Here is a 24376-nt window from a genome sequence, read left to right on the forward strand (position 1 = left end):
GCCGTGGCGTCAGCCCTGGCGGCGGCCCGCCGGCCGGCTGCGGCGCAGGCGTACGATCACCTCGACCCCGGCGATCTCCATCCCCTCGGGGGCCTCGGGCAGCGAATCAACCGTGATGCCGCAATCCGGCATGTCGATGACCTGGCTCTCGTCTTCCAGGTAGAAGTGGTGGTGCTCGGTCGGGTTCGTGTCGAAATAGGCCTTCGACCCGTCGAGCGCGAGCTGGCGCAGCAGCCCCGCCTCGGTGAACTGATGGAGGGTATTGTACACCGTCGCCAGCGACACCGGCACCTTGGCGCGCATCGCTTCGTCGTAGAGCATCTCGGCCGTGAGATGGCGGTCGCCGCGGCCGAACAGAAGCCAGCCGAGGGAGAGACGCTGCCGCGTCGGCCGCAGGCCGGCCCGACGCAGGCGGTCGCGGAGGTCGGACAGCGGGCACCCGCGCCGCGGAGTCCCGTTGGCCTCCAACTGGGGGGCGGGGACCCGGCCGTTGAAGACGGCCTGGAATGGCACCGGTTCGGACATCGCTGGACTGAACGCTCGACGAGGGGCCTGAAGGAACGGATGTCGCCCGAGTATATTGAAGTGGTCAGGCTGTCGCAACCCGAGCGTTGCCGCATGCCTGCGGCCGCAGGCTTTGAAGGCGCGACGCCCCGTGCTAACCCGCGCGCCAGCCGACGGGCCGAGTATAGTCGCCCGCGACGTGAAGATCGCGCACATCCGAGGAAACAGCCAACCCAATGCCGCCAGACGCCGAGACACAAGCGCAGGACGCGAACCGCCGGTCGCACTATTCTTACGAGGATCTTCTGGCCTGCGGGCGCGGCGAACTCTTCGGATCCGGGAACGCGCAATTGCCGCTTCCGCCGATGCTGATGTTCGACCGCATCACGTCCATCGCGGCCGAGGGTGGCGCCCATGGGAAGGGCCACGTGACCGCCGAACTCGACATTCGGCCGGACCTCTGGTTCTTCCCCTGCCACTTTCAGGGCGATCCGGTGATGCCGGGCTGCCTCGGGCTCGATGCGCTCTGGCAGATGCTGGGCTTCCATCTCGGCTGGCTCGGCTCGCCGGGTCGTGGCCGCGCCCTCGGCGTCGGCGAGGTGAAGCTCGCCGGCCAAGTCCTGCCGACGATGAAGAAGGTGGTCTACAATGTCGACGTGAAGCGCGTCCGTCAGGGCAAGCTCGTCCTCGGGATCGGCGACGGCTGGCTCGAAGCGGACGGCGAGCGCGTCTATCAGGTTCAGGACATGCGGGTCGGCCTGTTCCAGAGCTGAAACGCGTCGGCCGGGCGTCCGGTTCGCGGCTCGGCCGCAACGCCGGACGATCTCGGTGGTTGAGATTGTGTCCGCGTCACCTTAGCTGACCGGTACGTGGCCCGGGCGACCGAGGCCGCGACGGAGGTAGTGTCACCATCATGCGCCGTGTCGTCATCACCGGGATGGGCATCGTCTCGTCCATTGGCAACAACACGCAGGAGGTGCTCGCCTCCCTGCGCGAAGCCCGCTCGGGCATCGCGCGCGACGCCAGCTACGCCGAGCACGGCTTCCGAAGCCAGGTCTCGGGCGCGCCGACCCTCGACCCCGAAGGCGTGGTGGACCGGCGCGCCATGCGCTTCCACGGCGGCGGCACCGCCTGGAACCACGTCGCCATGGATCAGGCGATCCGGGACGCGGGTCTGGAACAGGGCGACATCTCGAACGAGCGCACCGGCATCATCATGGGTTCGGGCGGTCCGTCGACCCGGGTGATCGTCGAGGCCGCCGCCATCGCCCGGGAGAAGGGCCCCAAGCGCATCGGCCCGTTCGCGGTGCCGAAGGCGATGTCGTCCACCGCCTCGGCGACCCTGGCGACGTGGTTCAAGATCCGCGGCGTGAATTATTCGATCTCCTCCGCCTGCGCGACGTCGAATCACTGCATCGGCAACGCCGCAGAGATCATCCAGGGCGGGCGGCAGGACATCATCTTCGCGGGTGGGTGCGAAGACCTCGACTGGACCCTCTCGGTGCTGTTCGACGCCATGGGCGCCATGTCGTCCAAGTACAACGACACGCCGTCCCGGGCCTCCCGCGCCTACGATGCCAACCGCGACGGCTTCGTCATCGCCGGCGGCGCGGGCGTTCTGGTCCTCGAAGAGCTGGAGCACGCTAAGGCGCGGGGCGCCCGGATCTACGGCGAGGTGGCCGGCTACGGCGCCACGTCGGATGGGCACGACATGGTGGCGCCGTCGGGCGAAGGGGCCGTCCGCTGCATGCGGCAGGCCATGGAAGGCCTGAAGGGCGCGCGGATCGACTACATCAACCCGCACGCCACCTCGACGCCGGTCGGCGACGACAAGGAGATCGAGGCGATCCGCGAGGTCTTCGGCCGGGGCGACGCATGCCCGCCGATCGCCGCCACGAAGTCGCTCACCGGTCACTCGCTCGGCGCCACCGGCGTGCAGGAGGCGATCTACAGCCTGCTCATGATGAACAACGGCTTCATCTGCGAGAGCGCGCATATCGACGAACTCGATCCCGCCTTCGCCGACATGCCGATCCTGCGGGCGCGTCGGGACGACGCGCAGCTTGGGCACGTGCTGACGAATTCCTTCGGCTTCGGCGGCACCAACGCGACCCTGGTCCTGAAGCACGTCGACGCCTGATTACTGAAGGGAACCGCCGGCTCGAGGTCGGCGTTTACTGGATGTTGAGATCTGGTGGTGGCAATGGGGACTTTCATCTTCGGAACGCTGAGCGGACTGGTCATCGCCGGTTGCGCCGCGATCTACGCGAAGCAAGCCCTCATCGACGAGGCGCAGTCGCATACGGACGGCCATTTCTGAGTTCGGCCGCCCCGCCAGGAACGCCCCGCCAACAGGCGGGGCTTTTTTTTGCCTGCCGTCCGACCGCCGACCGGTTTGGAACGCACGGCGAGCCGCGCTAAGGCACCCTTTGGCGGTTCGCTTGCGCGGATCGCGGACCGTCCCCGCCTGGTAGGGGCGGCGTGCTTGGTCAGGATGTGAGTCGGCATGACGGGATTGATGGCAGGCAAGCGCGGCCTGATCATGGGCGTCGCGAACGATCACTCGATCGCCTGGGGTATCGCCAAGGCGCTGCACGCTGAGGGCGCGCGCCTGGCTTTCACCTACCAGGGCGAGGCTTTGGGACGCCGCGTGGCACCGCTCGCCGCCAAACTCGATTCGGATCTCGTCCTGCCCTGCGACGTCGAGGACCTCGCCTCCGTGGATGCGACCTTCGAGGCCCTCGATGCGCGATTCGACGGCAGCCTCGACTTCGTGGTCCACGCCATCGGCTTCTCCGACAAGGCGCAGCTCAAGGGCCGCTATGTCGACGTAACCACCCGCGAGAATTTCGTGCGGACGATGACGATCTCGTGCTTCTCGTTCACCGAGATCGCGCAGCGCGCGGCCAAGCGGATGACGCAGGGCGGGTCCCTGCTGACCCTGACTTACGGCGGGGCGACCCGGGTCATGCCGAACTACAACGTGATGGGCGTGGCCAAGGCGGCGCTGGAGGCGTCCGTCCGCTACCTCGCGAGCGATCTCGGTCCGGACGGGATCCGCGTCAACGCGCTGTCCGCCGGCCCGATGCGGACGCTGGCGGGCGCCGGGATCGCCGACGCGCGGCTGATGTTCAATCACCAGCGGGCCCATGCGCCGCTGCGGCGCACGGTGAGCCTGGAGGATGTCGGCGGCTCAGCCCTCTACCTCCTGTCGCCGCTCTCGGGCGGTGTCACCGGTGAGGTCCATTTCGTGGATGCCGGCTACAACATCATCTCGATGCCGCGCCCGGACGTGCTTCAGGCCCAGGACGCGGCCGGAGTCGTCGGCGACGCCTGAGCCTCACTCCTCCGGGATGCGGCCCGGAGGCAGCGGGCCGCGCCGGACGCCGCGTTCGTCGCGCACGTCCCGCCGCGCCCGCACGGCGCGGATTTCTTCCGCGGAGGGCGGCGCGGACGGGTAGTTCGAGGCGAACGGATTGGGCGGCGTCCCGCGCCCGGAACCGCCGAAGAGCTTGTCGAGGAACCCCTCCTCGGCGCTGGCGGGCCGGGCGACCAGGAGAAGGGCGAGGGCGAGAAGCGGGCGAAGCTGCATCGGGATCGTCTGGATATCGGGATCCGCTGCCGATAGCGGCACTTTCCGGCGGATCGGAGGCCGCCACGCACCACGCCTGGAACCCCCAGCGCATCCGGCGGGTTCGCGCTCAACAATGCCGGGCGTGAACAGGAGGCGTGATGTCTGAGGTTACCTATCGCATCGTCGAGCACGACGGCGGGTTCGCCTACAAGGTCGGCGACGTCTTTTCCGAGACCTTCCCGAGTCGCGAGGAGGCGCTGCAGGCGGCCCAGGCCGCGGCGGCAGAGCAGCAGGTCCCCGGCTCGACCGAGGGCATCCGCTACCAGGATCAGGCCGGCGGCTGGCACGACGAGACCGCCCAGGGCAGCGATCGGCCCCGCGCCCGCGTGGTGGAGTAGCCGGCGCGGACGGGACGGCCGTGTGGAACCCGACGTATCGATGGAGGCCATCGTGGCGCGCGCGCGGCGGGTGACACCGGAACCGCCGCCGCAGGGACGCCGGAAGGCGCCCGCCCTCCCGAAGGGCGTGCGCCGCACGACACCGTCGCCGGAAACGCTGGCGGCGCTCGGCCCGGACCGGTTGATCGGGCTGATCCTCGGCGAGACCGCGCGCAATCCCGCCTTCAAGAAGCTGGTGAGCGCCGCTTTGGCTTCCCTCCAGGGGCCGGACGCCGTGGCGGCCATCGTCGACCGGCGGCTGACGGCCCTGGAGGGGGCCCAGGGCTATATCGACTGGCAAAAGCGACGGACCTTCGCGGCCGATCTCAACGCCACCGTGACGGTGATCCTCGACGAGCTGCGCCCCCTCGATGCGGGCGCCGCCCTCGATCGCCTGAGGCGCTTCCTCAACGGTGCCGACGCGGTCCTGAACCGTGTCGACGACAGCACCGGCGCGGTGCAGGGCGTGTTCGATCGCGCCTCGACGGCCTTCGTGGAGATCGCGGGCAACCTGCCTCCGGCGGAGGCCGCCGGGTTGGCGGCACGCCTCGTCGAGCCCTTCGCGGCCGATCCGTTCGGTCCACTGGGACTCGTCCTCGGGGACATGATCCCGACGCTGCCCGAGTCGGCCCTTGCCGAGATCGACGACAGGCTCGCCGCGGCCGACGCCGCGATGCCGACGGGCGGCGATCCCCGCCGCGAGGCGACGCATCATCGGCAGGCGGCCCGGATCCAGATCCTGCGCCTCCGGCAGGCCATAGCCGACCGGCGCGGCGATCCGGACGCCTTCATCGCCCTGGAGCGCACGGTGCTGCCGGGGCGGGAGAACCGCGTCGAGATTGCCCGGCGCCTCCTCGCCGCCGGACGGACGGAAGAGGCGCTGGACTGGATCCGGCGCATGCAGGATCCGGGATTGCGCATCGCGACGCGGGCGGATCTGATCGCGGGTTTCGATACGCGCGGGCCGGAGCGCGAACGGCAGACGCTGGAGATCGAGATCCTCGATGCCCTCGGCCGGTCCGACGAGGCACAGCTCCTCCGGTGGACCCGATTCGAGCGGGAACTCGACGCGCCGATGCTGCGGACCTTCCTCGCCAAGCTTCCGGATTTCGAGGACGAGGAGGCGCTCCAGCGCGCCCTCGACCATGCCGAGGCCTTCCCGCAGCCGCACCGGGCTCTGACCTTCCTGACGGCTTGGCCGGATCTTCGCCGCGCCGCCACATTGGTGGTCGCGAGGCCCGGGATCTGGCAGGGCGATCAGTACGCGGTGCTGGCGCCGGCGGCCGAGGCGCTCGCCCAGGAACACCCCCGGGCGGCCACGATCCTGTATCGCCGGCTCCTCGACTCCATCCTCGAGGGCGGCCGCAGCGCCGCCTACCCGCATGGGGCGCGCTACCTCGCGGAACTCGACGCCCTGGCGGGGCGCCTCGCGGCCGGCGATGCCGAGCCGGATCCGAAGGCCTACCGCGCGGCGCTGCGGCAGACGCACGGCCGCAAGCACGGGTTCTGGAGCCTCGTCCGGGATTGAATCGGGTAAACCGGGCGGGTGACCGGCTCAGTCCTCCAGCGTGATGGCGTCGACCCGGTCCGGATAGAACGCCACGTGGTCCCGGATCGCCGCGACGGCCGGGTACGGGTCCCCGTAGCTCCAGACCGCGTCGGGGCGCCGGGTACCGTCGACGACGAGGTCGAAATAGTGGGCGTCGCCCTTGTACGGGCAGTGTGTGGTGCGCGCCGAGGCGACGAAGCGATCGGCCCGGATGTCGCTCCGCGGCACGTAGAAGACCGGCGGATACTGGGCCTCCTGCAGCCGGAGGGCGTTCCGGCTCTCGGCGACCGCGACACCCGCCACGACGACGCGGACGCGGCGGGGCTCGGGCTCGATGGTGATCGGGTGGTCCGGTCCAGGCACCTTCATGGCGTGCTCCCTCCCTCGGGCTTCAACTCGACGGTTCCGAGCGCGTCGGCGAGACGCGTCTTCGCGGTCCCGGGCCGAAGCGGCTTCTGCTGGGTCTCGTGCGGGACCCAGCCCGAAAGCCACAGCACCTCGAAGGTGGCCCGCACGCGCCCATCCGGATCCGCGAACCGCTCGGCATAGATCTCGGCCGTCCGCAGGAGCGTCGCCCGCCGCAGCGGCGTCCGCCGCCGCTCGGTGAGCACGTTGGTCATGCCCATGGCTCGCAGATCGCGCATCAGGCCGAACGGATCGGCGTAGCGGACCGTCAGCGTATCGGTATCGGCCACCGGCAGGGCGAAACCGGCCCGCTGGAGCAACCCGCCGGCCTCACGCACCGCCGCGAAGGGCGCCACGCGCGGGCTGATCCCACCCTCGACCTCGCTCTCGGCCTGGGCGAAGCTCTGGCGCAGCTCGGTCAGGGTGGCGCCGCCGAGCAGGCAGCCGAGGAACAACCCGTCCGGCCGCAGGGCGCGGCGCAGCTGGATCAGCGTGCCCGGGAGGTCGTTCACGGCGTGAAGGCTCAGCAGCGAGACGGCGAGGTCGAGGCTTCCGGCCGCCAGCGGCAGCGCCTCCGGGTCGCCGACGATCAGGCCGCCGCCCGTCTCGGGCCGGGCCGCGAGACGGAGATGCCGCGCCTCCGGATACCGGGCCGCGAGCATCCGGGCCGCCACCGGGACGGGCGTCGCGAGGTCGAGCACCGAAGTGAAGCGGCGCAGGACCGCCCCCAGGCGGTCATCGAGATCCTCGGCGAGCCGATCAACGAGGAAGCCCGCGTAGCCGCGGCCCTGGGCTCGGGCGAGGCGACGGCGGGCGAGGGCCGTGTCGAACAGGGCGGAGGGAGCATCCATTGCGGGGGAGATGGCATCTGAAGCCGTCCCGCGCCACCTCTCGCACGGCCGCGCGCACGGATCCGTGAGCCGCGCTAGAATGTCGGAACGACTCGGCAGCGTCGCTGTTCCTGCTGCAACCGGCTTAAACGGCCGAGATTCGTCATGGAGCATTGATCATGAAGCGTATGCTCGTCGGGGCCGCCGTGGCCCTCACCACCCTCGCGGCCGCCGGCGGTGCCGAAGCCAAGGGCTGCATCAAGGGCGCCATCGTCGGCGGCATCGCGGGGCACTATGCCGGCCATCACGGCCTCGTCGGCGCTGCGGCCGGCTGCGCCATCGGCCGTCACCGCGCCAACGCCCGCGACCGCCAGATGCAGCAGCAGCAGATGGCGCCGCAGGCGCGCCCGGTCTCGGCCCAGTAGAGGCGCGGATTCGGGCGGCGCGTCCGCCGCATGACGGCTCTCGAGGCCGTCGCAAGGACCCTGCGCGGACTGCCGCGCGGGGTCGTCTCGCTAATCTATCCGCCCACCTGCGCGGGCTGCGGCGGCGCCACCGCGGATCCCGGCGCCCTGTGCCCGGCCTGCTGGTCGAGCCTGCGGCTGATCGAGGAGCCGGTCTGCCAGCGCTACGGGACGCCGTTCGCGGTCGATCTCGGGGTCGGCCCGTTGCTCTCACCCCGGGCGATCGCCGAGCCGCCGGTCTTCGAGCGTGCCCGGTCTGTAGCCCTGTACGACGCGGTGGCGCGCCGCCTCGTCCATCGCCTGAAATACGAGGACCGCCTCGATCTGGCCCGCGTCATGGCCCGGATGATGGCCGCGAGCGGCCGAACCCTGATCGCCGACGCCGAATGCGTGATCCCGGTACCGCTCCACCGCGGACGCCTGTGGCGCCGGCGGTTCAACCAGTCCGCCCTTCTGGCCCGGGCGATTGCCGGACCGGCCGGGCTCCCCTTCGTCGCCACGGCGCTCGTGCGCGTCCGCGCGACGCGGTCCCAGGTGGGTTTGAGCCGTGCGGCCCGCGCCGAGAACCTGAGCGGCGCCTTCCGCGTGGCAACCGCCGAACAGCACCGGATCCGCGGGCGCCGGATCCTCCTCGTGGACGACGTCATGACCACCGGCGCGACCGGCAACGCCGCCGCTCGGGCATTGTTGCGCGGCGGGGCACGGTCGGTCGATCTCCTGACCTTCGCGCTCGTCGGCGACGCCGCCGGGTAAGCGCGCGGGCTCTCCGCGTGGAAGGCGCTCGCGGATTCAGGCCGGGGGCCGCATCTGCTCCGGAAAGCTTGCCGCCAGGGTGAAGTCGAAAGCCTCCGCGATCCCTTCGTACCAGAGGGAGAACGGCGTCGGACGCGCGAGGTGGAGGGCGCCCTCGATCTCACGCCCCTCGTGCTGGAGGGCCGCCCCGTGCTTGGCCGCGAGGCGCAGCATCGGTCCGTTCCCCGACAGGCAGCGCACGTGCAGATCGACGACGCCGCGATGCCGCGCCGAGCGCGCGATCCGCGCGAACAGGGCGGCGCCGATGCCGCGCCGACGGAATGCCCGCTCCACCGCGAAGGCCGCCTCGGCATGCGGCCCCAGGACGTAGCGCGAGGCACCCGGTCCCATGGGCCGCAATTCGCCGAGGCCGCGCAGCGCACCACCCACGAACGCGCCGTACATCACGCCCTCGGCGGTCAGGGCCTGCGTGGCGTAGGCCCGGACCCCGGCCTCGCTGACATTGCCCATGAAGCGGCTCGCCCGGGTCTCCGGATCCAGCCGCAAGAAATAGTTCAGGACCGCCGTGCGGTCGGCCGGCCACAGACGGCGGACGGTGTGGGCCAGACCCTCGAGGGCTTGTGCCGCCATGATGAAGCTCCGGTTCGTGCGCGGTGCCGCGCAGGGAGATCCGGACGCTCCTCCCAAAGACGGAGCGGATCTCGCATCCTCAAAGTCGTTGTGCAATGCAGCGAAACGCTTGGCTGACCCTCCGCGGATCTGCCATGCGCAGGGCCGATGGGACGCTTTCCTGCGACTGTTCAGCCGCGGGGTTGATTCAGGCCGAGCTTGCGCGGCACTGGAACAGGTCCCGGGTCGTTGACCGCCGACGCGGGCGCGGGGGGTGCCGAACCGGTGCCGCGACCAGCAGCGAGGAACCGGCGGCGTGAACGACAGATCCGGCAAGCACATCGCCCCGTCGCCGGCGGCGCGGGCCAGCGCGGTCTCGCCTGGGCCGGTCCACGAGCGCTACGAGGCCCTGGTCGCCACCGGGGCGATCGAGCGCGATCCGGCCCAGGGTCATCTGGTGCGCGCCCTCGACCGCTTGGTCCTGGACCTGCAGCGTCGCAAGCGCGCCAGCAAGACGAGCGCCCTCGGCTGGCTGTTCCGGCGCAAGGACGAAGCCGAACCGATCCGGGGCCTGTACGTCTGGGGCTCGGTCGGGCGCGGGAAGACCATGCTGATGGACCTGTTCCACGAGGCGGCCCCCGAGCCGAAGCGGCGGGTCCATTTCCACGGCTTCCTGGCTGACGCACACGAACGCATCCACGCCTACCGGCAGGCGCTCAAGGCCGGCACCGTCAAGGGCGACGACCCGATTGGGCCGGTGGCCGACCAGCTCGCCGACGAGGCGACATTGCTGTGCTTCGACGAGTTCACCGTCACCGACATCGCCGACGCGATGATCCTGGGTCGCCTGTTCAACCACCTGTTCCGGCGGGGCGTCACGATCGTCGCAACCTCGAACGTCGAGCCGGACAGGCTCTACGAGGGCGGGCTGAACCGGGCGCTGTTCCTGCCGTTCGTCGCGACCCTGAAGGAGCGCGTGGACGTCGTCCGGCTCGACGCCCGTACCGACTTCCGACTGGAGAAGCTCGGCGGCGCGGCCGTCTATCACGTTCCCGCCGACGCCAAGGCGCGCGCCGCCCTCGACGCCGCCTTCAAGGGACTGACCGGAAAGGTTCGGGGCCTTCCGGCGACGGTCACGGTTCACGGCCGGGCCGTGGAGGTCCCCGAGCAGGCGACCGGCGTCGCCCGGTTCGGTTTCGACGATCTCTGCCGCAAGCCGCTCGGCGCCTCCGACTACATGGCGCTCGCCCGCGCCTACCACACGGTCATTCTGGACGGGATCCCGGTCATGGCTGAGGCGGACCGGAACGAGGCCAAGCGCTTCATCACGCTGGTCGACACGCTCTACGACCGGCACGTGAAGCTCGTGGCCTCCGCGGACGCCGACGCGCAGGAGCTCTACACCGCCGAGACCGGCCGCGAGGCCTTCGAGTTCGACCGGACCGTCTCGCGCCTCATCGAGATGCGGTCGCGGGAATACCTCGCCCAGCCGCACGGCCGGCCCGATTCCGAGGCGTCGGGTGCCAGCACCGGGCTGGTGGAGACGTGAGCGCCCCGTCTCGCGTCGGATCGATCTTCTCCTTGCGTCGGCGGAACTGGCGCAGCGCCGGCCCGCTCGGCTGGCTCCTGGGCTCCCCGGCGGCGTTCGTCCTGCTGGTCGTCGCCCTGGGCAGCGGCACGGCGAACTACCTAACCGGCGAGGCCGACCGGACCGCGACGGCCCACGCGAACGACACCGTCGCCGGGATCGAGCGCCTGATCTCCGAGGTGAAGGACCTGGAGACGAGCGAGCGGGGCTTCGTCCTGGTCGGCAGCGAGGATTACCTCACCCCCTACACGAGCGCCCTCACCAAGATCGAGACGGAACTCGCCGGCCTCGGCTCGGCCGCGCAGGATCCGGTCCGCGCCGGCGGCCCCTCTCTCGCCGGACTGATCGCGCAGAAGCGGGACTTCGCGGCCCGGGTCGTGGCGGCGCGGCGCAATCAGGGGTTCGAGCCGGCCATCGAGCTGGTCCGCACCGGCGAAGGCAAGCAGCTGATGGACGCGATTCGCGCCGAGGCGGCGGCCCGTCAGGCCGCGACGCTGGAGCGTCTCGCCACCCTTCAGGCGATCGAGGGTTGGCGCGGGCTCCTGCTGTTCCTGCTCTCGGGGGCGGCGGCGCTGGGCGCGATCGTGCTGCTCGCGCGCCTCGCTCTGGTGCGCCGGCAGGAATCCCTGCGCATGTCGCGCCTGCTCGACGGCGTGCTCGCCAACGCGCCGGTGGGCCTCGGCTTCCTCGACCGCGACCTGAAGATCCGGCACATGAACCGGGCGCTCGCCACGATGAGCGAACGCGGCTTCGGGGCCGATCTCGGCGCGCCGATCTGGGCCATGCTTCCGACCCTCCGGGAAGAACTCGCCCTGAAGCTCGCCGCGGCCCTGAAGGACGGCCTGGTCTCGCCGAACGTCCCGGTGGCCGTGCCGGCTCCCTCCGCTCCCGGCGGTGTCCGCCACTTCTCGATGAGCTTCTACCCGCTCCGGGGCGTGGAGAGCGCCGCGACCGATGAGAACGTGGAGGGCGTCGGCCTCGTCGTGGTCGACGAGACCATCCGCCATTTGGCCGAGGCCCGTCTGCGCCGCAGCGAGGAGCGGTTCCGTTCGCTAATCGAGGCCAGCGCGGCCATCGTCTGGACCGCCAACCCGGAGGGCAGCCTGCACCGACGCCAGGTGGCCTGGAGCCGCTTCACAGGTCAGGACGAGGCCGCCTATGCAGGGCTCGGCTTCCTGGATGCGGTCCATCCCGAGGATCGCCCGCACACCCGGGCCGCGTGGTCCCGCGCCCTGAGCAGCCTTGAGCCCTACGCGACGGAGCACCGGATCCGCGCGGCCTCCGGGGCATACCGGCACATGAGCGTGCGCGCCGTTCCGATCCTCGAATCCGACGGTACCCTGCGCGAATGGGTCGGGACCCATACGGACATCACCGAGCGCAAGGAGGCCGAGGCCGCCATCGAGGCGGCCCGGGCCGCCGCAGAGGCCGCCAACGCCGCCAAGAGCCAGTTCCTGGCCAATATGAGCCACGAGTTGCGCACCCCGCTCTCGGCGGTGATCGGCTATTCCGAGATGGTGCAGGAGGAGCTGGAGGATATCGGCGAGGCCGACTTGGTCGCCGACATGAAAAAGATCGAGACCAACGCCCGGCACCTCCTCGGCCTGATCAACGACGTGCTCGACATCTCCAAGATCGAGGCCGACCGGGTCGAGGTCTACGCCGAGGATTTCGACGTCGCCACCGTGGTGCAGGAGGTCGCCGTCACGGTCGAAGGTCTGATCGCCAAGAAGGGCAACACCCTGGCGCTGGCGCTGGAGGCGGATCTGGGCAGCGCCCACACCGACGTCACCAAGCTGCGCCAGTGCCTGATCAATCTCTTGAGCAACGCCGCGAAGTTCACCGAGAACGGCCGGATCACCCTGTCGGTCGCCCGGGCCGACACGACGATGCGCTTCTCCGTGACCGATACCGGGATCGGGATGACACCGGAGCAGGTGGGGCGGCTGTTCGAGCGCTTCACCCAGGCCGACGCCTCGACGACGCGCCGCTTCGGCGGGACCGGGCTCGGCCTCGCGATCACCCGTGCCTTCGCCGAGATGCTGGGCGGCGCGATCGCCGTGGAGAGCCGGCAAGGGGAGGGCACCACCTTCACGCTGACCCTGCCGGTCCGCTTCGAGACCGGTGCGGCGGAGGAAGCGGATGCGGACAGCGCCGCCGGTCCCGGCGAACGCGGAACCATCTTGGTGATCGACGACGACGCCGCGACCCGGGATCTGCTCGCCCGCTTCCTGGAGCGCGAGGGCTTCTCGGTAACGGTCGCCGAGGACGGGCGGCGGGGGCTCGATCTCGCCCGCAGCCTGCACCCGCGGGCGGTGCTCCTCGATGTGACCATGCCGCAGATGGACGGCTGGGCAGTGCTGCGGGCCATGCGCGCCGATCCCGAGATCGGCGCGACACCGATCGTGATGGTGACGGTCCTGGACGAGCAGAACCTCGCCTTCTCGCTCGGCGCCACCGACTACCTGCAGAAGCCGATCGACTGGGGAAGTCTGCGCCAGATCGTCGACCGCTTCCGGCCTTCGGCCGGTAGCGGGCCGATCCTCGTCGTCGAGGACGAGGCGGACGTTCGGGGCCATGTCTGCGCCTATCTCGAGCGCGAAGGTTTTCCGGTGCGCGAGGCCGAGAACGGCCTGCGCGCCCTCGCGACCCTCGAGTCGGAACGGCCGTGCCTGATCCTGCTGGATCTGATGATGCCCGAGATGGACGGCTTCGCCTTCCTGCGGGCGCTCCGGGCGCGCCCGGACAGCCGCGACGTGCCGGTGGTCGTGCTCACCGCCAAGGACATCACGGCCGAGGATCGGCGCCGACTGGCCGGTCAGGCCGACCGGGTGCTCACCAAAGGATCGACCGGTCTCGGCGAACTTGCCCGGGAATTGCGGGCCCTGGTCCCGACGATGGACGGCGCGGGCTGACCGGGAAACCGCAACACGAGCCGGGCGAGCCGACCCGGCAGCGCCCGACGGGACCGTGCGATCACCCCCGTCGCGCGGACCCGCGGTGCGGATTCACCCACCGCGGAACGCCAGCATCAGCGCCCCGGCGGCAATCGCCCAGAGAGCCAGCGTCGACCAGATCGCCCGATAGCGTTCGTTGCGGGCGAAGCGCTCCAGGCGGCGGGCATCGCCCGTTCCGGCCTCGTCGAGGCGCACCAGCACGCGCTTCAACCGCATGGCGAGATCCGGAATATCGCCGACCACGTCGGAGACCACACGCAGGGCCTCCAGGCCGCTCTGCGCCCGGCCGACCGGGCCCATGTTGCGGGCGATCCAGGCGCGCACGACCGGCTCGGCCGTGGTCCACATGTCGAGCCGCGGGTCGAGGGAGCGGGCGACGCCCTCAACCACCACCATGGTCTTCTGGAGCATCACCAGCTCGGTGCGGGTGCTCATGTCGAACAGGGCCGTCACGTCGAACAGCAGGGTCAGGACCTTGGCCATCGAGATCTCGTCGGCCCGGCGCTGGTGGATCGGCTCGCCGATCGCCCGGATCGCCTGCGCGAAATCCTCCACGGAATGGTGGGCCGGCACGTAGCCCGCCTCGAAATGGACCTTCGCCACCCGGCGATAGTCGCGCAGGATGAAGCCGAGCAGGATCTCGGCGAGGAACCGGCGCTCGTTCGGGCCCAGGCGGCCCATGATGCCGAAATCCACCGCCACCAGGCGGCCCTCGGCGTCCACCAGCAGGTTCCCCTGGTGCATGTCGGCGTGGAAGAAGCCGTCGCGGATCGCGTGCCGCAGGAAGCTCTGGATGACGGTCCGCCCGATGGTCTGCGGGTCGTGCCCCTGGGCGGCGATCTCCGCCGCGCTGTGCAGGCGGGTGCCCTCGATCCACTCGGCCGACAGCACCTCGCGGGCGGTCAGCTCCCATTCGGGCTTCGGCACGCGGAAGTCGAGGTCGTCCTTGGTGTTCTCGGCGAGCTCGGAGGCGGCGGCCGCCTCCAGGCGGAAATCCATCTCCATCAGCACCGAGCGGGCGAGGATCTCCACGACTTCGCGGGGACGCAGCCGCTCCGCCTGCGGGGACAGGGCGTGCACCACCCGGGCCATGAAGCGCATGACCTCGAGGTCGCGCATGAAGCGCTCGCGGACGCCCGGCCGCATCACCTTCACGGCCAGCGCGCGCTGCGTGCCGTCCGCATCCTGGACGATCGCCTTGTGGACCTGCGCGATGGAGGCGGCGGCGATCGGTTCGCTGAACGACACGAAGAGCTGACTGACCGGCTTGCCGAGCGCCGTCTCGACGGTGCGGAGCGCGACCTCCTGCGGGAAGGGCGGAACCCGGTCCTGCAGCTTCTCCAGGTCGAAGGCCGCCCGCATGCCGACGATGTCGGGCCGCGTCGCCAGGAACTGCCCGAACTTGACGTAGGACGGGCCGAGGCGGGTCATGGCCGCCGAGAGCCGAGCGGCGCCGTCGTCGAGACCCGGCCGCTCGAGGGAGCGGCCGAGCCGCAGGGCGAGCCGCAGATGCGGCGGCAGCTCCGCGGGATCGGCGAAGGCGAGGGCGCCCTCGCGGGCCAGCACGAAGCCGACCCGCGCGCCGCGGAACAGGTTGATGGCGGCGCTGATCACCGGTGCTGGCTCCCGTCGCGCACGGCGGCGGTCAAGAGACCTTCCAGCCCGAATGGATCGCCACGATCCCGCCCGTGAGCGGCCGGTCGGTGACGTGCCGGAAGCCGGCACGCTCGATCATGCCCGCGAAGGCGCCGCGCGTCGGAAACTTCCGGATCGATTCCACGAGGTAGCGATAGGATTCCGCATCCCCGGCGACCCGGGCGCCGATGCGCGGGATCACGTTGAAGGAATAGGCGTCGTAGATCCGGTCGAGCAGCGGGATGTCGACGGCGGAGAATTCCAGGCAGAGGAAGCGCCCGCCGGGCTTCAGCACCCGCCGCGCCTCGGCGAGCGCCGTCTCGATCCGCGGCACGTTCCGGATGCCGAAGGCGATCGTGTAGGCGTCGAAGGTCGCGTCCGGTAGGGGCAGCGCCTCGGCGTTCCCGGTCACGAACGCGATCCGGTCGCCGGCCTCGTCGAGCTTGCGCTCCCGGGCCCGCTCCGCGCCGACGCGCAGCATCGACTCGTTGATGTCGAGAACCGTGACCCGGGTGCGGGGGCCGCCCGCGGCCAGGACCCGGAAGGCCACGTCGCCGGTGCCGCCGGCGACATCGAGATGCGCGAAGGCCCGGTTCTGGGAGGGCCGCAGCATCGAGACGAGCTGCGCCTTCCAGGCCCGGTGCAGGCCCGCCGACATCAGGTCGTTCATGATGTCGTAGCGGCGGGCGACCGAGTGGAAGACGCTGTCGACGCGCCCCTGCTTCTCGTCGAGCGCCACGCGCTCGAAGCCGAAATCCGCGCTCGCGCGCTCAGACGCCCCGTTTCCGGCCTTCATGACGCTCCCATTCCTCGATGGGCGCGTCATAGCGAAGGTCGGGCCCGGCCGCCATGCGTCGAAACACGCGGCTTGGGGACCGACCCCGATGCTGAGACGCGCCGAAGTCCTGTCTCAGCCGACGCGCGCGCGGAGCGCGTCCGCCACCGCCGCCGCCATGGCCCGGGTGCCTATCGGGTTCGTGCCCTCGCCGGCGATGTCGGCCGTGCGCGCACCGCCCGACAGGGCGTCGGTGATGGCGCCGTCGAGGGCGTCGGCGGCGTCGCCGAGGCCGAAGGAATAGCGCAGGCACATGGCGAGCGAGCCGATCATGGCGATCGGGTTCGCCTTGTCCTGGCCGGCGATGTCCGGGGCCGAGCCGTGGACCGGCTCGTACAGCGCGCGCCGCAGGCCGCCCGCATCGACCGCACCGAGCGAGGCGGAGGGCAGCATGCCCAGGGAACCGGTGAGCATGGCGGCGATGTCGGAGAGCACGTCGCCGAACAGGTTGTCGGTCACCAGCACGTCGAACTGCTTCGGCCGGCGCACCAGCTGCATGGCGCAGTTGTCGGCCAGGATGTGCTCCAGCTGGAGGTCGGCATAGTGCTCCGCATGGACCTTGGTGACGACCTCCTTCCAGAGGACACCGGACTTCATCACGTTGTGCTTCTCGGCGGAGGCGACCCGTCCCGAGCGCTTGCCCGCGAGGTCGAAGGCCACATGGGCGATCCGCTCGATCTCGGCCGTGGTGTAGACCTGGGTATCCACCGCCCGCTTGGAGCCGTCCTCCAGCACGGTGATCTCCTTCGGCTCGCCGAAATAGACGCCGCCGGTGAGCTCCCGGACGATCATGATGTCGAGGCCCTCGACCAGTTCCCTCTTCAGGGCCGAGGCTTCGGCCAGGGCCGGGTAGCAGATCGCCGGACGGAGGTTGGCGAAGAGGTCGAGTTCCTTGCGCAGGCGCAGCAGGCCGGCCTCCGGGCGGTTCTCGTAGGCGACGCCGGCCCATTTCGGCCCACCGACCGCGCCGAGCAGGATCGCGTCCGCATCCTTGGCGCGCTGCAGGGTCGCGTCGGCGAGCGGGCTGCCATGGGCATCCAGCGCGCAGCCGCCGACGAGGTCGGTCTCGGTCTCGAAGGTCGCGAGACCGGTCTCCTTGAGCGCCTCGAGCACGACCTGCATGCCGGCCGCCACCTCCGGACCGATCCCGTCGCCGGGGAGGAGCAGGAGCTTGTAGCTGGCCATGACGGTCTCGCGGGTTGGTCTCGACGTGCCGGCGGGCTTTATCGAGGCTGGCCCGTCATTGGCAAGGCGCCGGCCCGATCGTCGATGCGCGTCCGTCCTCTCAGAGGAGCGCGACCTTGCCGGTGGCGATGTCGTAGAAGCCGCCCACGACCTTCACCCGCTGGGCGGCGACGGCCTCCGCGATGATCGGCCCGGACTGCTCCAGCCGTCCGACGGTGTGCCGGACGTTCTGGGCGATGGCCTCGGCGAGGGGATCCTGCGCCCGGGCCTTCGCGGCCAGATCGACCGCGGGCCGAATCGCGTCGACCAGCACCGGGAGATGGCCGGGAAGCACCGCCTTGGTCCGCATGACGTCGATCGTCGCCTTCACGGCCCCGCATTCGGAATGGCCGAGGACCAGGATCAACGGGGCGCCCAGGACGGACACGCCGTATTCGAGGCTGGCGAGGCCGTCGGTGTTGACGAAGTTGCCGGCGACGCGGACGACGAACAGGTCGCCCGGTCCCTGGTCGAAGATGAAGTCCGGGGCGACCCGGGCATCGGCGCAGCCGACGATGCAGGCGATCGGATGCTGAGCCGCGGCCCGCGCCGCGCGACCGGCCGAAAAATCCCTGTTGGCGGGCGCGTTGGCCGCGTAGCGGCCGTTGCCGTCGAGCAGCCGAGCCAGAGCCTCCTCGGGCGTGATGGCCTTCGACCGAGCCCCGTCGGAGGCCGCTTCGGCGCGAAACGGCGGTGCGGACGCGCCGGCCAGGGTGCCGACGGCGACGGCCGTCAACAGGCCGCGCCGTGAGAGTCGCCGTGAGAGGGAGGGTCGATGCAGATCGCACACGCTTGGCGGTCCCCTTCGTCGTCCTTGCCGGCCGAGCCCGGCGAGCCGCTCGTCCCGGCAGCAGCGGGCCGAGCACTCCGGATCGTATCCCCTGCGGATCTTCACCGCCGAGTCCAAACTTTGCAGGAAATACTGGACCGAAGGGGCTGCGCCGGGCATCCCGAAGGCATGGATCCGGCTGCTGCGAGGCGCGGATGTTGGACGATCATTTTCGGGACCGGATCGCTCTGCTTCGGTCCGAGCGCGATTTCCGTCGGGCGGTCGCCGGTTACTGCCAGGGGATGATCGAGCCGTCGCAGATTGTTTGGCCGAGTCACAAGCTGCTCAATCAGATCGGGCGCTACGTGGTCTCGTTCATGCTGATCCACAACGACTACGCATGGCGCCACCATGGCGGCCCCCGTCCGACCCTGACGGCGATCCAGGCGATGGTCGGACTGAGCCACCGGCAGACGGCCGGTTTCGTGTCGACCCTGAAGGCCGGGCGGTTCGTCACGGCGGTGGCGGATCCGGATGATGCACGCGTGAAATGCCTGCAGGCCTCGCCGGCCCTGGTGACCGAGATCGGCCGGTCCGGGCGCCTGTTCGTCGTCGCCATGGATGCCGTCGCGGGTCGCGATCCGGGCCGCGCGGAAGGACTCGACGGGCCCGGCCGGCTCGGGGAACTCGTCCGCCGGTCGGCGGCCCATGTGCTGCGGCACGGGACGCTCATCGCGCCGTTCCCCCGGGTGCTGCATTTCGCCGGCCGGGATTGCGGCTACCCGCTGCTCGCCGCCCTCGTCGGCGCCCACTACGCCGCCACGATTCCCGGGGCGCCGCCGGCCGCGCCGCTCAGCCGGCGCGGCCTCGCCGAGCGGCTGGACGTGTCCCGGGCGCATGTCGGCAACCTGCTCGCCGAGGCGGAGGCGGCCGGATGGATCCGGATCGCCGACAGACGCCTGACCTTTTTCGATCCGACAGTGTTGGCGGAATTCGAGGACTGGGCCGCCGGACAGATGCTGTTCTACGACGATCTGGCGGCGGCGGTTCTCGCGGATCCGCCGGCCGTACGGGTTCCGGACTGTGCCTGCACCTCCTGATCCACCGGGTGCGCGGCGCTCGCTTGTGTTCCGGCCGTTCCGGGGATACCTACGGGCTGCACCGCGCCGTGAGACCATCCCGCGTGGGTCGCCGACAGGAGAGACGAGCCTTGGCCAGAGCCGGCTCAGCGCCCGAGATCGCCCGCGCCGCCATGACGGCGCCGCGGTCGCGCGCGCGCCGCGCCGGGCTTGCTCTTCCGCTTCTGCTTACCCGCCCCTGAGGGCCGTCCGGGCGCGCGCCTGGGCCTTCAGGGGAGTTCTTCCATTCGCGAATCCGCCCGCGAGGGCACCACGCCGCGCCGCGCCATCTCGAGCCGGGCGGCCCGCGACAGGGTAATGCCATGACCACGACGAACACCACCTCCGCCCGCGACCGCATCGTAATCTTCGACACCACGCTGCGCGACGGCGAGCAATGCCCCGGCGCCACCATGACCTTCGACGAGAAGCTCGCGGTGGCCGAGCTGCTCGATACGATGGGCGTCGACATCATCGAGGCCGGCTTTCCCATCGCGTCGAACGGCGATTTCGAGGCCGTGTCGGAGATCGCCCGGCGGACCAAGCGCGCCACCATCGCGGGGCTCGCCCGCGCGATTCCCGCCGACATCGCCCGGGCCGGCGAGGCGGTGCGCCATGCCCAGCGGGCGCGGATCCACACCTTCGTGTCGACCTCGCCGATCCACCTCGCGCACCAGATGCGCAAGAGCCAGGACGAGGTCGTCGACATCATCCTGAAGACCGTGGCCCAGGCCCGCGACCTCGTGGAGGACGTGGAATGGTCGGCCATGGACGCGACGCGCACGCCCCTCGATTATCTGTGCCGCTGCGTCGAGGCGGCGATCAAGGCCGGCGCCACGACGATCAATCTCCCCGACACGGTGGGCTACGCCACGCCCTCCGAGTACCGCGACATGTTCGCGAATGTGCGTGAGCGCGTGCCGAACGCCGACAAGGCGGTGTTCTCGGTCCATTGCCACAACGACCTGGGTCTCGCGATCGCCAACTCCCTGGCGGGCATCGAGGGGGGCGCCCGGCAGGTCGAGTGCACGATCAACGGCATCGGGGAGCGGGCCGGCAACGCGGCGCTGGAAGAGATCGTGATGGCCCTGCGCACCCGCGCGGACGTGCTGCCCTACGAGACGGGGGTCGAATCGACCATGCTGACCCGCGCCTCGAAGCTCGTGAGCCACGCCACGAACTTCCCGGTGCAGTTCAACAAGGCGATCGTCGGCCGCAACGCCTTCGCCCACGAGAGCGGCATCCACCAGGACGGCATGCTCAAGAACGCCGAGACCTACGAGATCATGACGCCGGCCTCGGTGGGGCTGACCAAGACCTCCCTGGTGATGGGCAAGCACTCGGGCCGGGCGGCGTTCCGCTCCAAGCTGGAGGATCTCGGCCTGCACCTGTCGGACAACCAGTTCCAGGACGCCTTCGACCGGTTCAAGGCTTTGGCCGACCGCAAGAAGAACGTCTACGACGAGGATATCGAGGCGCTGGTCGACGAGAACCTCGCCACGGCCCACGACCGCATCCGGCTGGTCTCCCTGTCGGTGATCGCCGGCACCCGCGGGCCGCAGCGCGCGACCTTGCGCATCGCCGACGAGGCCGGCACGCGGATCGAGGAGGCGGACGGCAACGGGCCGGTGGATGCGGTCTTCAACGCGATCTCGGCGCTGGTTCCGCATCAGGCGCAGCTGGAACTCTATCAGGTCCATGCCGTGACCGGCGGCACGGATGCCCAGGCCGAGGTCTCGGTGCGCCTGCGGGACGGCGAGCGCAGCGTCACGGCCCGCGGCGCCGATCCCGACACGCTGGTCGCCTCCGCGAAGGCGTATCTCTCGGCGCTGAACAAGCTCTCGGCCCATTCGGTGCGCGTGCATGCACAGCATGCGGCGGCGGAATGAGAAAAAGCGGCGGCGGGGGGTGGACACCCCCCGGCCGCGTTGGTATCAGCCCGTCACCCCGGACGGACTTGGTGGCCACCGGGCGGTCGCAGACGCGATCGGGCGCATAGCTCAGTTGGTAGAGCAGCTGACTCTTAATCAGCGGGTCCTAGGTTCGAACCCTAGTGCGCCCACCAAGATCTAGCCCACTTCCTGATTACCGGTAATTCAGTCTGGTAGGCACATGGTAAGAGGGGCGAGCTGTTTAGCTTTCCTTCATCGACGCTCTCAGAACTGATCGCGCTAATTTGCGGCCGTCACTGGCAGCTCATCGTGACGGTCTGGGTGATCAGCAGAAAGCCCCGCACGGTGATGCCGGCGGGGCTCATTGGCCTGGAAGAAACGGTCGAACCGACACACGCTGCAGGCCAGCAGGACACCAGACACGAAAAAACCGCCGCGGCCGGAGCCGGGCGGTTCAAGGTGGGTCGTGCTGAGGATCAGAGGCCCATCTACGCGCGGCCGGCCGGGGCGGTTCCGGTCAGACCCGGGGTTCGCGGTCGAGCCAGCGGGCTGAGACGCCAGCGCAGAGCCATCGGGCCAGGGCAGGCGGTGGGCCAGTAGACCTGAGCGCCGCTTTCTGCGTAAGGTGTCCGCGAGGTTGATGACCGGTTCATAATAACGTTTCAGGACCCGGGGGCGGTACCCGGCGCCTCCACCAGAAGCATCCTGCCCCGGATACCGCACGGGGGTGAGGGCGAGCGTCCGGCGTTGCGGACAGCGCGCTGCCAGGGTGCTTCTGCTGGGGGCGAAACAGGTTCGACTGGACGGTAAAGGGATCGCGAGTTCTGCCCTGCCTCGGCAGGGTAAGATGCGGCTTTCGGTAAGGACTCGACCGGTTCGGCGCGGGTAACCCTCGTTCCGAGCACCTGACCAAAACTCTAAATGCCAACGACAACGTCGGCATGGAGATGCGCCTCGCGGCGTAATCTTCCGGGGCGTGGGCACGCCTAGCAACAGAACCCGAGGCTTCGGCCTCGGGGCCCGCTAATTCTCTTCCAGGAACGACGATCGGCCCTGCAGCTGAAGCCAGGGCGCGGGCGCGGGCATTGGCGACCGAATGTCGGCCAGGCGGCGGTCGCTGCTCATCCACGGCCCACCCGGCGACCAAGAAGCCGATGCCCACCCCACCAGGGGCCCGCCGGGATGGATCCGGATCTTCAGCCCCGAGGCTCTGCGGCCGGGTAGCGGCGTGCAGCGCGTCGTACGCCCGGTTCGGGCATGATTTGGATGACGGGCTTCGGGTCGGGCGTGGTGACGAGGATCGGCCCGGCGATCCGGATCGCGACCGCCATCGATCAGCCCGCCCCGTTCCCCTAGCTCTTTGGCACGACGCCATCGGCTACCCTCTTCAGGATCACGTGCAGCACCGCGGCGATCGCCGAGAGCAGTGTCCCGGGCCGAACAATCGGGCTTCCTGGCGGCGAAGGACGACGAGCGGTCAGCCATTCGGAAGCCGCCGCCATGTCGACCGCGGCAGGTTGGCGAGGAGGGCGGGGAGGGGCCCGATCTAGCAGTGCGTAATGATGCCGTTCGTCACGACGAGCGTGGAGAGGCTGACCGTTCCGGCTGCGCATGAAACACCGGCCGCGGTCGATGTGTTGTATGCGGGTGCGGTGACGGTCCCAGCAGTCGTCAAAGGCGAACTAATTTGCACAGTTGAAGCCACGATTTCCAGCTGCTTGAGAGCGCTGTTCGCGTCATTGGCCGACGTGATCGAAGAGCCACCGGCAAGGCTCACGGGCCCCCGCATCAGCAGGTTGGTATCGGCCGCAGCCTGTATCCGGGTCGTCTTGCCATATCCGAGCATCAACTGATCCGAGGTGTCTTTTCCGACCAGGTTAAGATCGGCTGTGTTGGCATTGTTGCGCCACGCTATGGATTGAGCGCTGGCAAAATGCAGCGCAGCGGATCGCGCGATCATCGCGCCCATATCGATGCCAAAAATCTTTGTGCCACCGAGATAAATGCCGGATCCACCGGAGTTCGTCAGGTCTTCGTAGGTGTTCGTCGCTACGGTGCCGTTATATATGCTGATGCCGCGGCGAAGCTTGAACTGACCCTGCGCCATGTTGATCAGCAGGCCCGAGCCGAGCGCTTTCGAACCATTGCCCGAGACGTAGATCCCCGCACCGACTGCACCGCTCTCGCCACCCGGCCCGCGCACTCCATAATCCATATTGTTGTTGTTGACGTCGACCTCCAGGCCAATGCTGTCATGTGCGCCAACGCCGGGGTCAATACCGAGGATGGTATTGAAGGCATAGGCCGGACCGGAACCGACGCGCTGCTTCATCGCGAAAGTGCCGCACACCTTGCTCACGAAGTAGCTATCGGGCGGATGTGTATGTGTTCCTCCTTTGGTGGCGTAACAGTTCCAAAGGTGCATCATTTCCATTTTGTTCTCGAAGGCCGAATATGTCTCCCCGTAGGATGAAGATTGATTGATTCCGGTCGGATTATCGATCGGGTCGACGGCAAGAGATTGCGTACCGTTCAGACGCTGAGCGCCGATCTCCAGGCTCTTGAAGACGCCGGACGGAGACTTGGAGGTATCGAGTCCGAGGGCAGGCACGGCGAGAAGGCTGGACGCCGCGAGCGCGATAGACAGACGACGGATCATGTGGTGGTCCCTGTCCGAGAGAGGCCGTACCCATTTACGGCATCGCCGACCCGGTACCATGACCCCGGAGCCAAGCCAGCCGGCGCGATTGGCCATGCGTCAGCCCACAGGCTCACAAGCGCGGACATCGGCCCGGCCATCTCGGAAAGCGAGACGTCTCTTTTCGACATGCCGAGGATCGGCCGAATTGCAGCGCCGAGCCTGGGTGGTCCCGGTTCGCCCCTTGTCCCGGAAGGCCGGTTTATGCCGTGACAGGCGCGAGCGGCCGAGGCTTGGCCGTCAGGTCAGCGCTTGGGGGTGCGGTGACGGCGTCCCCACATAGCCCTGAGGCCTCAGGGGGCAGCCGGTATGCGCGCGGCGGTGCTGTAGCTTCAAACGACCGGTACCGGTGTAGCTCCCGGCGACGATCACTTGGCCATGGCAGGCCGGGCATCGCTTCGGGGTCATCGTGTACAATCCGCGTGCCTCCGCGAGGCTAACCGGCGTCCACGCCTCGCCCACCTTCACCTCACAGATCTGCTGGTCAGCAGCGGGGATATTACCCACCGCTATCGACCGAGCGATGGGCCGCCGG

The 24376-nt window shown here is 69.7% G+C and carries 22 protein-coding genes, 1 tRNA gene and 1 other RNA gene; 14 read left to right on the forward strand and 10 right to left on the reverse strand.

Annotated elements, in window-relative coordinates:
* Positions 1 to 9: 9 nt before the first annotated feature.
* Complete coding sequence (irr, locus tag A3862_RS18660) at positions 10 to 525, reverse strand: Fur family transcriptional regulator Irr (RefSeq protein WP_012319639.1); 516 nt, start codon at positions 523 to 525, stop codon at positions 10 to 12.
* A 215-nt stretch (positions 526 to 740) separates the two neighbouring features.
* Here irr and fabA point away from each other — a divergent pair, with 215 nt between their 5' ends.
* From fabA to fabI, 4 genes are all read left to right on the forward strand, one after another.
* A complete protein-coding gene (fabA, locus tag A3862_RS18665; RefSeq protein ID WP_043355013.1) occupies positions 741 to 1277 on the forward strand; it encodes a 3-hydroxyacyl-[acyl-carrier-protein] dehydratase FabA in 537 nt (178 codons plus the stop codon).
* Between the two features lie 140 nt (positions 1278 to 1417).
* Positions 1418 to 2644 (forward strand): beta-ketoacyl-ACP synthase I, encoded by a 1227-nt coding sequence (gene fabB / locus A3862_RS18670; RefSeq protein WP_043380680.1) that lies wholly within the window; start codon positions 1418 to 1420, stop codon positions 2642 to 2644.
* Positions 2645 to 2701: 57 nt separating this feature from the next.
* A complete protein-coding gene (locus A3862_RS32395) occupies positions 2702 to 2824 on the forward strand; it encodes a hypothetical protein (protein WP_257787406.1) in 123 nt (40 codons plus the stop codon).
* Positions 2825 to 3010: 186 nt separating this feature from the next.
* Positions 3011 to 3841: an enoyl-ACP reductase FabI gene (gene fabI, locus A3862_RS18675; protein WP_043757822.1), complete on the forward strand. Its 831-nt coding sequence runs from the start codon at positions 3011 to 3013 to the stop codon at positions 3839 to 3841.
* A 3-nt stretch (positions 3842 to 3844) separates the two neighbouring features.
* Here the strand turns inward: fabI and A3862_RS18680 are convergent, their stop codons facing one another.
* Entirely contained in the window at positions 3845 to 4096 is a 252-nt protein-coding gene (locus A3862_RS18680) for a hypothetical protein (protein ID WP_043380675.1), read from the reverse strand.
* Between the two features lie 140 nt (positions 4097 to 4236).
* On the opposite strand from A3862_RS18680, the gene A3862_RS18685 reads away from it, so the two are divergent.
* Positions 4237 to 4476 carry a hypothetical protein gene (locus A3862_RS18685; protein WP_020092122.1) on the forward strand — a complete coding sequence of 80 codons (240 nt, stop codon included), beginning with the start codon at positions 4237 to 4239 and terminating at the stop codon, positions 4474 to 4476.
* Between the two features lie 52 nt (positions 4477 to 4528).
* Positions 4529 to 6043, forward strand: a complete 1515-nt coding sequence (locus A3862_RS18690) for a DUF6880 family protein (RefSeq protein ID WP_043761194.1) — start codon at positions 4529 to 4531, stop codon at positions 6041 to 6043.
* Positions 6044 to 6070: 27 nt separating this feature from the next.
* Here A3862_RS18690 and A3862_RS18695 read toward each other — a convergent pair whose 3' ends face one another.
* Both A3862_RS18695 and A3862_RS18700 read right to left on the reverse strand, forming a co-directional pair.
* Positions 6071 to 6433, reverse strand: a complete 363-nt coding sequence (locus A3862_RS18695) for a DUF427 domain-containing protein (protein ID WP_043757821.1) — start codon at positions 6431 to 6433, stop codon at positions 6071 to 6073.
* The gene (locus A3862_RS18700) at positions 6430 to 7320 is read right to left on the reverse strand and encodes a methyltransferase domain-containing protein (RefSeq protein ID WP_043380670.1); all 891 of its coding nucleotides are present in this window, start codon (positions 7318 to 7320) and stop codon (positions 6430 to 6432) included. The genes A3862_RS18695 and A3862_RS18700 overlap by 4 nt, the downstream gene beginning before the upstream one ends.
* A gap of 158 nt (positions 7321 to 7478) precedes the next feature.
* On the opposite strand from A3862_RS18700, the gene A3862_RS18705 reads away from it, so the two are divergent.
* Positions 7479 to 7724, forward strand: coding sequence for a hypothetical protein (locus tag A3862_RS18705; protein ID WP_043355746.1), 246 nt, complete (start codon positions 7479 to 7481; stop codon positions 7722 to 7724).
* A gap of 30 nt (positions 7725 to 7754) precedes the next feature.
* Entirely contained in the window at positions 7755 to 8516 is a 762-nt protein-coding gene (locus A3862_RS18710; RefSeq protein ID WP_043757819.1) for a ComF family protein, read from the forward strand.
* 36 nt (positions 8517 to 8552) lie between these two features.
* Here A3862_RS18710 and A3862_RS18715 read toward each other — a convergent pair whose 3' ends face one another.
* Entirely contained in the window at positions 8553 to 9146 is a 594-nt protein-coding gene (locus A3862_RS18715) for a GNAT family N-acetyltransferase (RefSeq protein WP_043757817.1), read from the reverse strand.
* Positions 9147 to 9441: 295 nt separating this feature from the next.
* Between A3862_RS18715 and zapE the strand changes: the two genes are divergently transcribed.
* Both zapE and A3862_RS18725 read left to right on the forward strand, forming a co-directional pair.
* Positions 9442 to 10674, forward strand: coding sequence for a cell division protein ZapE (zapE, locus tag A3862_RS18720; RefSeq protein WP_043757815.1), 1233 nt, complete (start codon positions 9442 to 9444; stop codon positions 10672 to 10674).
* Positions 10671 to 13628 (forward strand): response regulator, encoded by a 2958-nt coding sequence (locus A3862_RS18725; protein ID WP_043757813.1) that lies wholly within the window; start codon positions 10671 to 10673, stop codon positions 13626 to 13628. The genes zapE and A3862_RS18725 overlap by 4 nt, the downstream gene beginning before the upstream one ends.
* 93 nt (positions 13629 to 13721) lie before the next feature.
* Here A3862_RS18725 and ubiB read toward each other — a convergent pair whose 3' ends face one another.
* The 4 genes from ubiB to A3862_RS18745 form a co-directional block, all read right to left on the reverse strand.
* On the reverse strand, positions 13722 to 15284 hold the full coding sequence (gene ubiB, locus A3862_RS18730) for a 2-polyprenylphenol 6-hydroxylase (protein WP_043345888.1): 1563 nt from the start codon (positions 15282 to 15284) through the stop codon (positions 13722 to 13724).
* A 31-nt stretch (positions 15285 to 15315) separates the two neighbouring features.
* Complete coding sequence (ubiE, locus tag A3862_RS18735; protein WP_043345890.1) at positions 15316 to 16101, reverse strand: bifunctional demethylmenaquinone methyltransferase/2-methoxy-6-polyprenyl-1,4-benzoquinol methylase UbiE; 786 nt, start codon at positions 16099 to 16101, stop codon at positions 15316 to 15318.
* 114 nt (positions 16102 to 16215) lie between these two features.
* Positions 16216 to 17325, reverse strand: coding sequence for a 3-isopropylmalate dehydrogenase (leuB, locus tag A3862_RS18740; protein ID WP_043380654.1), 1110 nt, complete (start codon positions 17323 to 17325; stop codon positions 16216 to 16218).
* 100 nt (positions 17326 to 17425) lie between these two features.
* Complete coding sequence (locus A3862_RS18745; RefSeq protein ID WP_043757808.1) at positions 17426 to 18154, reverse strand: carbonic anhydrase; 729 nt, start codon at positions 18152 to 18154, stop codon at positions 17426 to 17428.
* Positions 18155 to 18348: 194 nt separating this feature from the next.
* Here A3862_RS18745 and A3862_RS18750 point away from each other — a divergent pair, with 194 nt between their 5' ends.
* The 4 genes from A3862_RS18750 to ssrA all read left to right on the forward strand — a co-directional run bounded on the left by A3862_RS18750 (position 18349) and on the right by ssrA (position 21961).
* Positions 18349 to 19233, forward strand: coding sequence for a winged helix-turn-helix domain-containing protein (locus A3862_RS18750; RefSeq protein WP_111473891.1), 885 nt, complete (start codon positions 18349 to 18351; stop codon positions 19231 to 19233).
* Between the two features lie 341 nt (positions 19234 to 19574).
* Positions 19575 to 21140, forward strand: coding sequence for a 2-isopropylmalate synthase (locus A3862_RS18755; protein WP_043757805.1), 1566 nt, complete (start codon positions 19575 to 19577; stop codon positions 21138 to 21140).
* A gap of 100 nt (positions 21141 to 21240) precedes the next feature.
* A tRNA-Lys gene (locus A3862_RS18760) sits at positions 21241 to 21316 on the forward strand.
* Positions 21317 to 21788: 472 nt separating this feature from the next.
* Positions 21789 to 21961: a transfer-messenger RNA gene (ssrA, locus tag A3862_RS32625) on the forward strand.
* Between the two features lie 728 nt (positions 21962 to 22689).
* On the opposite strand, the gene A3862_RS18770 is transcribed toward ssrA, so the two are convergent.
* A complete protein-coding gene (locus A3862_RS18770; RefSeq protein ID WP_111473892.1) occupies positions 22690 to 23802 on the reverse strand; it encodes a hypothetical protein in 1113 nt (370 codons plus the stop codon).
* Between the last annotated feature and the right edge of the window lie 574 nt (positions 23803 to 24376).

The sequence above is a fragment of the Methylobacterium sp. XJLW genome (assembly GCF_003254375.1).
GTDB lineage: Bacteria > Pseudomonadota > Alphaproteobacteria > Rhizobiales > Beijerinckiaceae > Methylobacterium > Methylobacterium fujisawaense.

Coding starts and splice junctions, on each gene's coding strand:
- irr (WP_012319639.1), bottom strand. CDS start 525: ATGTCCGAACCGGTGCCATTCCAGGCCGTCTTCAACGGCCGGGTCCCC.
- fabA (WP_043355013.1), top strand. CDS start 741: ATGCCGCCAGACGCCGAGACACAAGCGCAGGACGCGAACCGCCGGTCG.
- fabB (WP_043380680.1), top strand. CDS start 1,418: ATGCGCCGTGTCGTCATCACCGGGATGGGCATCGTCTCGTCCATTGGC.
- fabI (WP_043757822.1), top strand. CDS start 3,011: ATGACGGGATTGATGGCAGGCAAGCGCGGCCTGATCATGGGCGTCGCG.
- A3862_RS18680 (WP_043380675.1), bottom strand. CDS start 4,096: ATGCAGCTTCGCCCGCTTCTCGCCCTCGCCCTTCTCCTGGTCGCCCGG.
- A3862_RS18685 (WP_020092122.1), top strand. CDS start 4,237: ATGTCTGAGGTTACCTATCGCATCGTCGAGCACGACGGCGGGTTCGCC.
- A3862_RS18695 (WP_043757821.1), bottom strand. CDS start 6,433: ATGAAGGTGCCTGGACCGGACCACCCGATCACCATCGAGCCCGAGCCC.
- A3862_RS18700 (WP_043380670.1), bottom strand. CDS start 7,320: ATGGATGCTCCCTCCGCCCTGTTCGACACGGCCCTCGCCCGCCGTCGC.
- A3862_RS18705 (WP_043355746.1), top strand. CDS start 7,479: ATGAAGCGTATGCTCGTCGGGGCCGCCGTGGCCCTCACCACCCTCGCG.
- A3862_RS18710 (WP_043757819.1), top strand. CDS start 7,755: ATGACGGCTCTCGAGGCCGTCGCAAGGACCCTGCGCGGACTGCCGCGC.
- A3862_RS18715 (WP_043757817.1), bottom strand. CDS start 9,146: ATGGCGGCACAAGCCCTCGAGGGTCTGGCCCACACCGTCCGCCGTCTG.
- ubiE (WP_043345890.1), bottom strand. CDS start 16,101: ATGAAGGCCGGAAACGGGGCGTCTGAGCGCGCGAGCGCGGATTTCGGC.
- leuB (WP_043380654.1), bottom strand. CDS start 17,325: ATGGCCAGCTACAAGCTCCTGCTCCTCCCCGGCGACGGGATCGGTCCG.
- A3862_RS18750 (WP_111473891.1), top strand. CDS start 18,349: ATGTTGGACGATCATTTTCGGGACCGGATCGCTCTGCTTCGGTCCGAG.
- A3862_RS18755 (WP_043757805.1), top strand. CDS start 19,575: ATGACCACGACGAACACCACCTCCGCCCGCGACCGCATCGTAATCTTC.
- A3862_RS18770 (WP_111473892.1), bottom strand. CDS start 23,802: ATGATCCGTCGTCTGTCTATCGCGCTCGCGGCGTCCAGCCTTCTCGCC.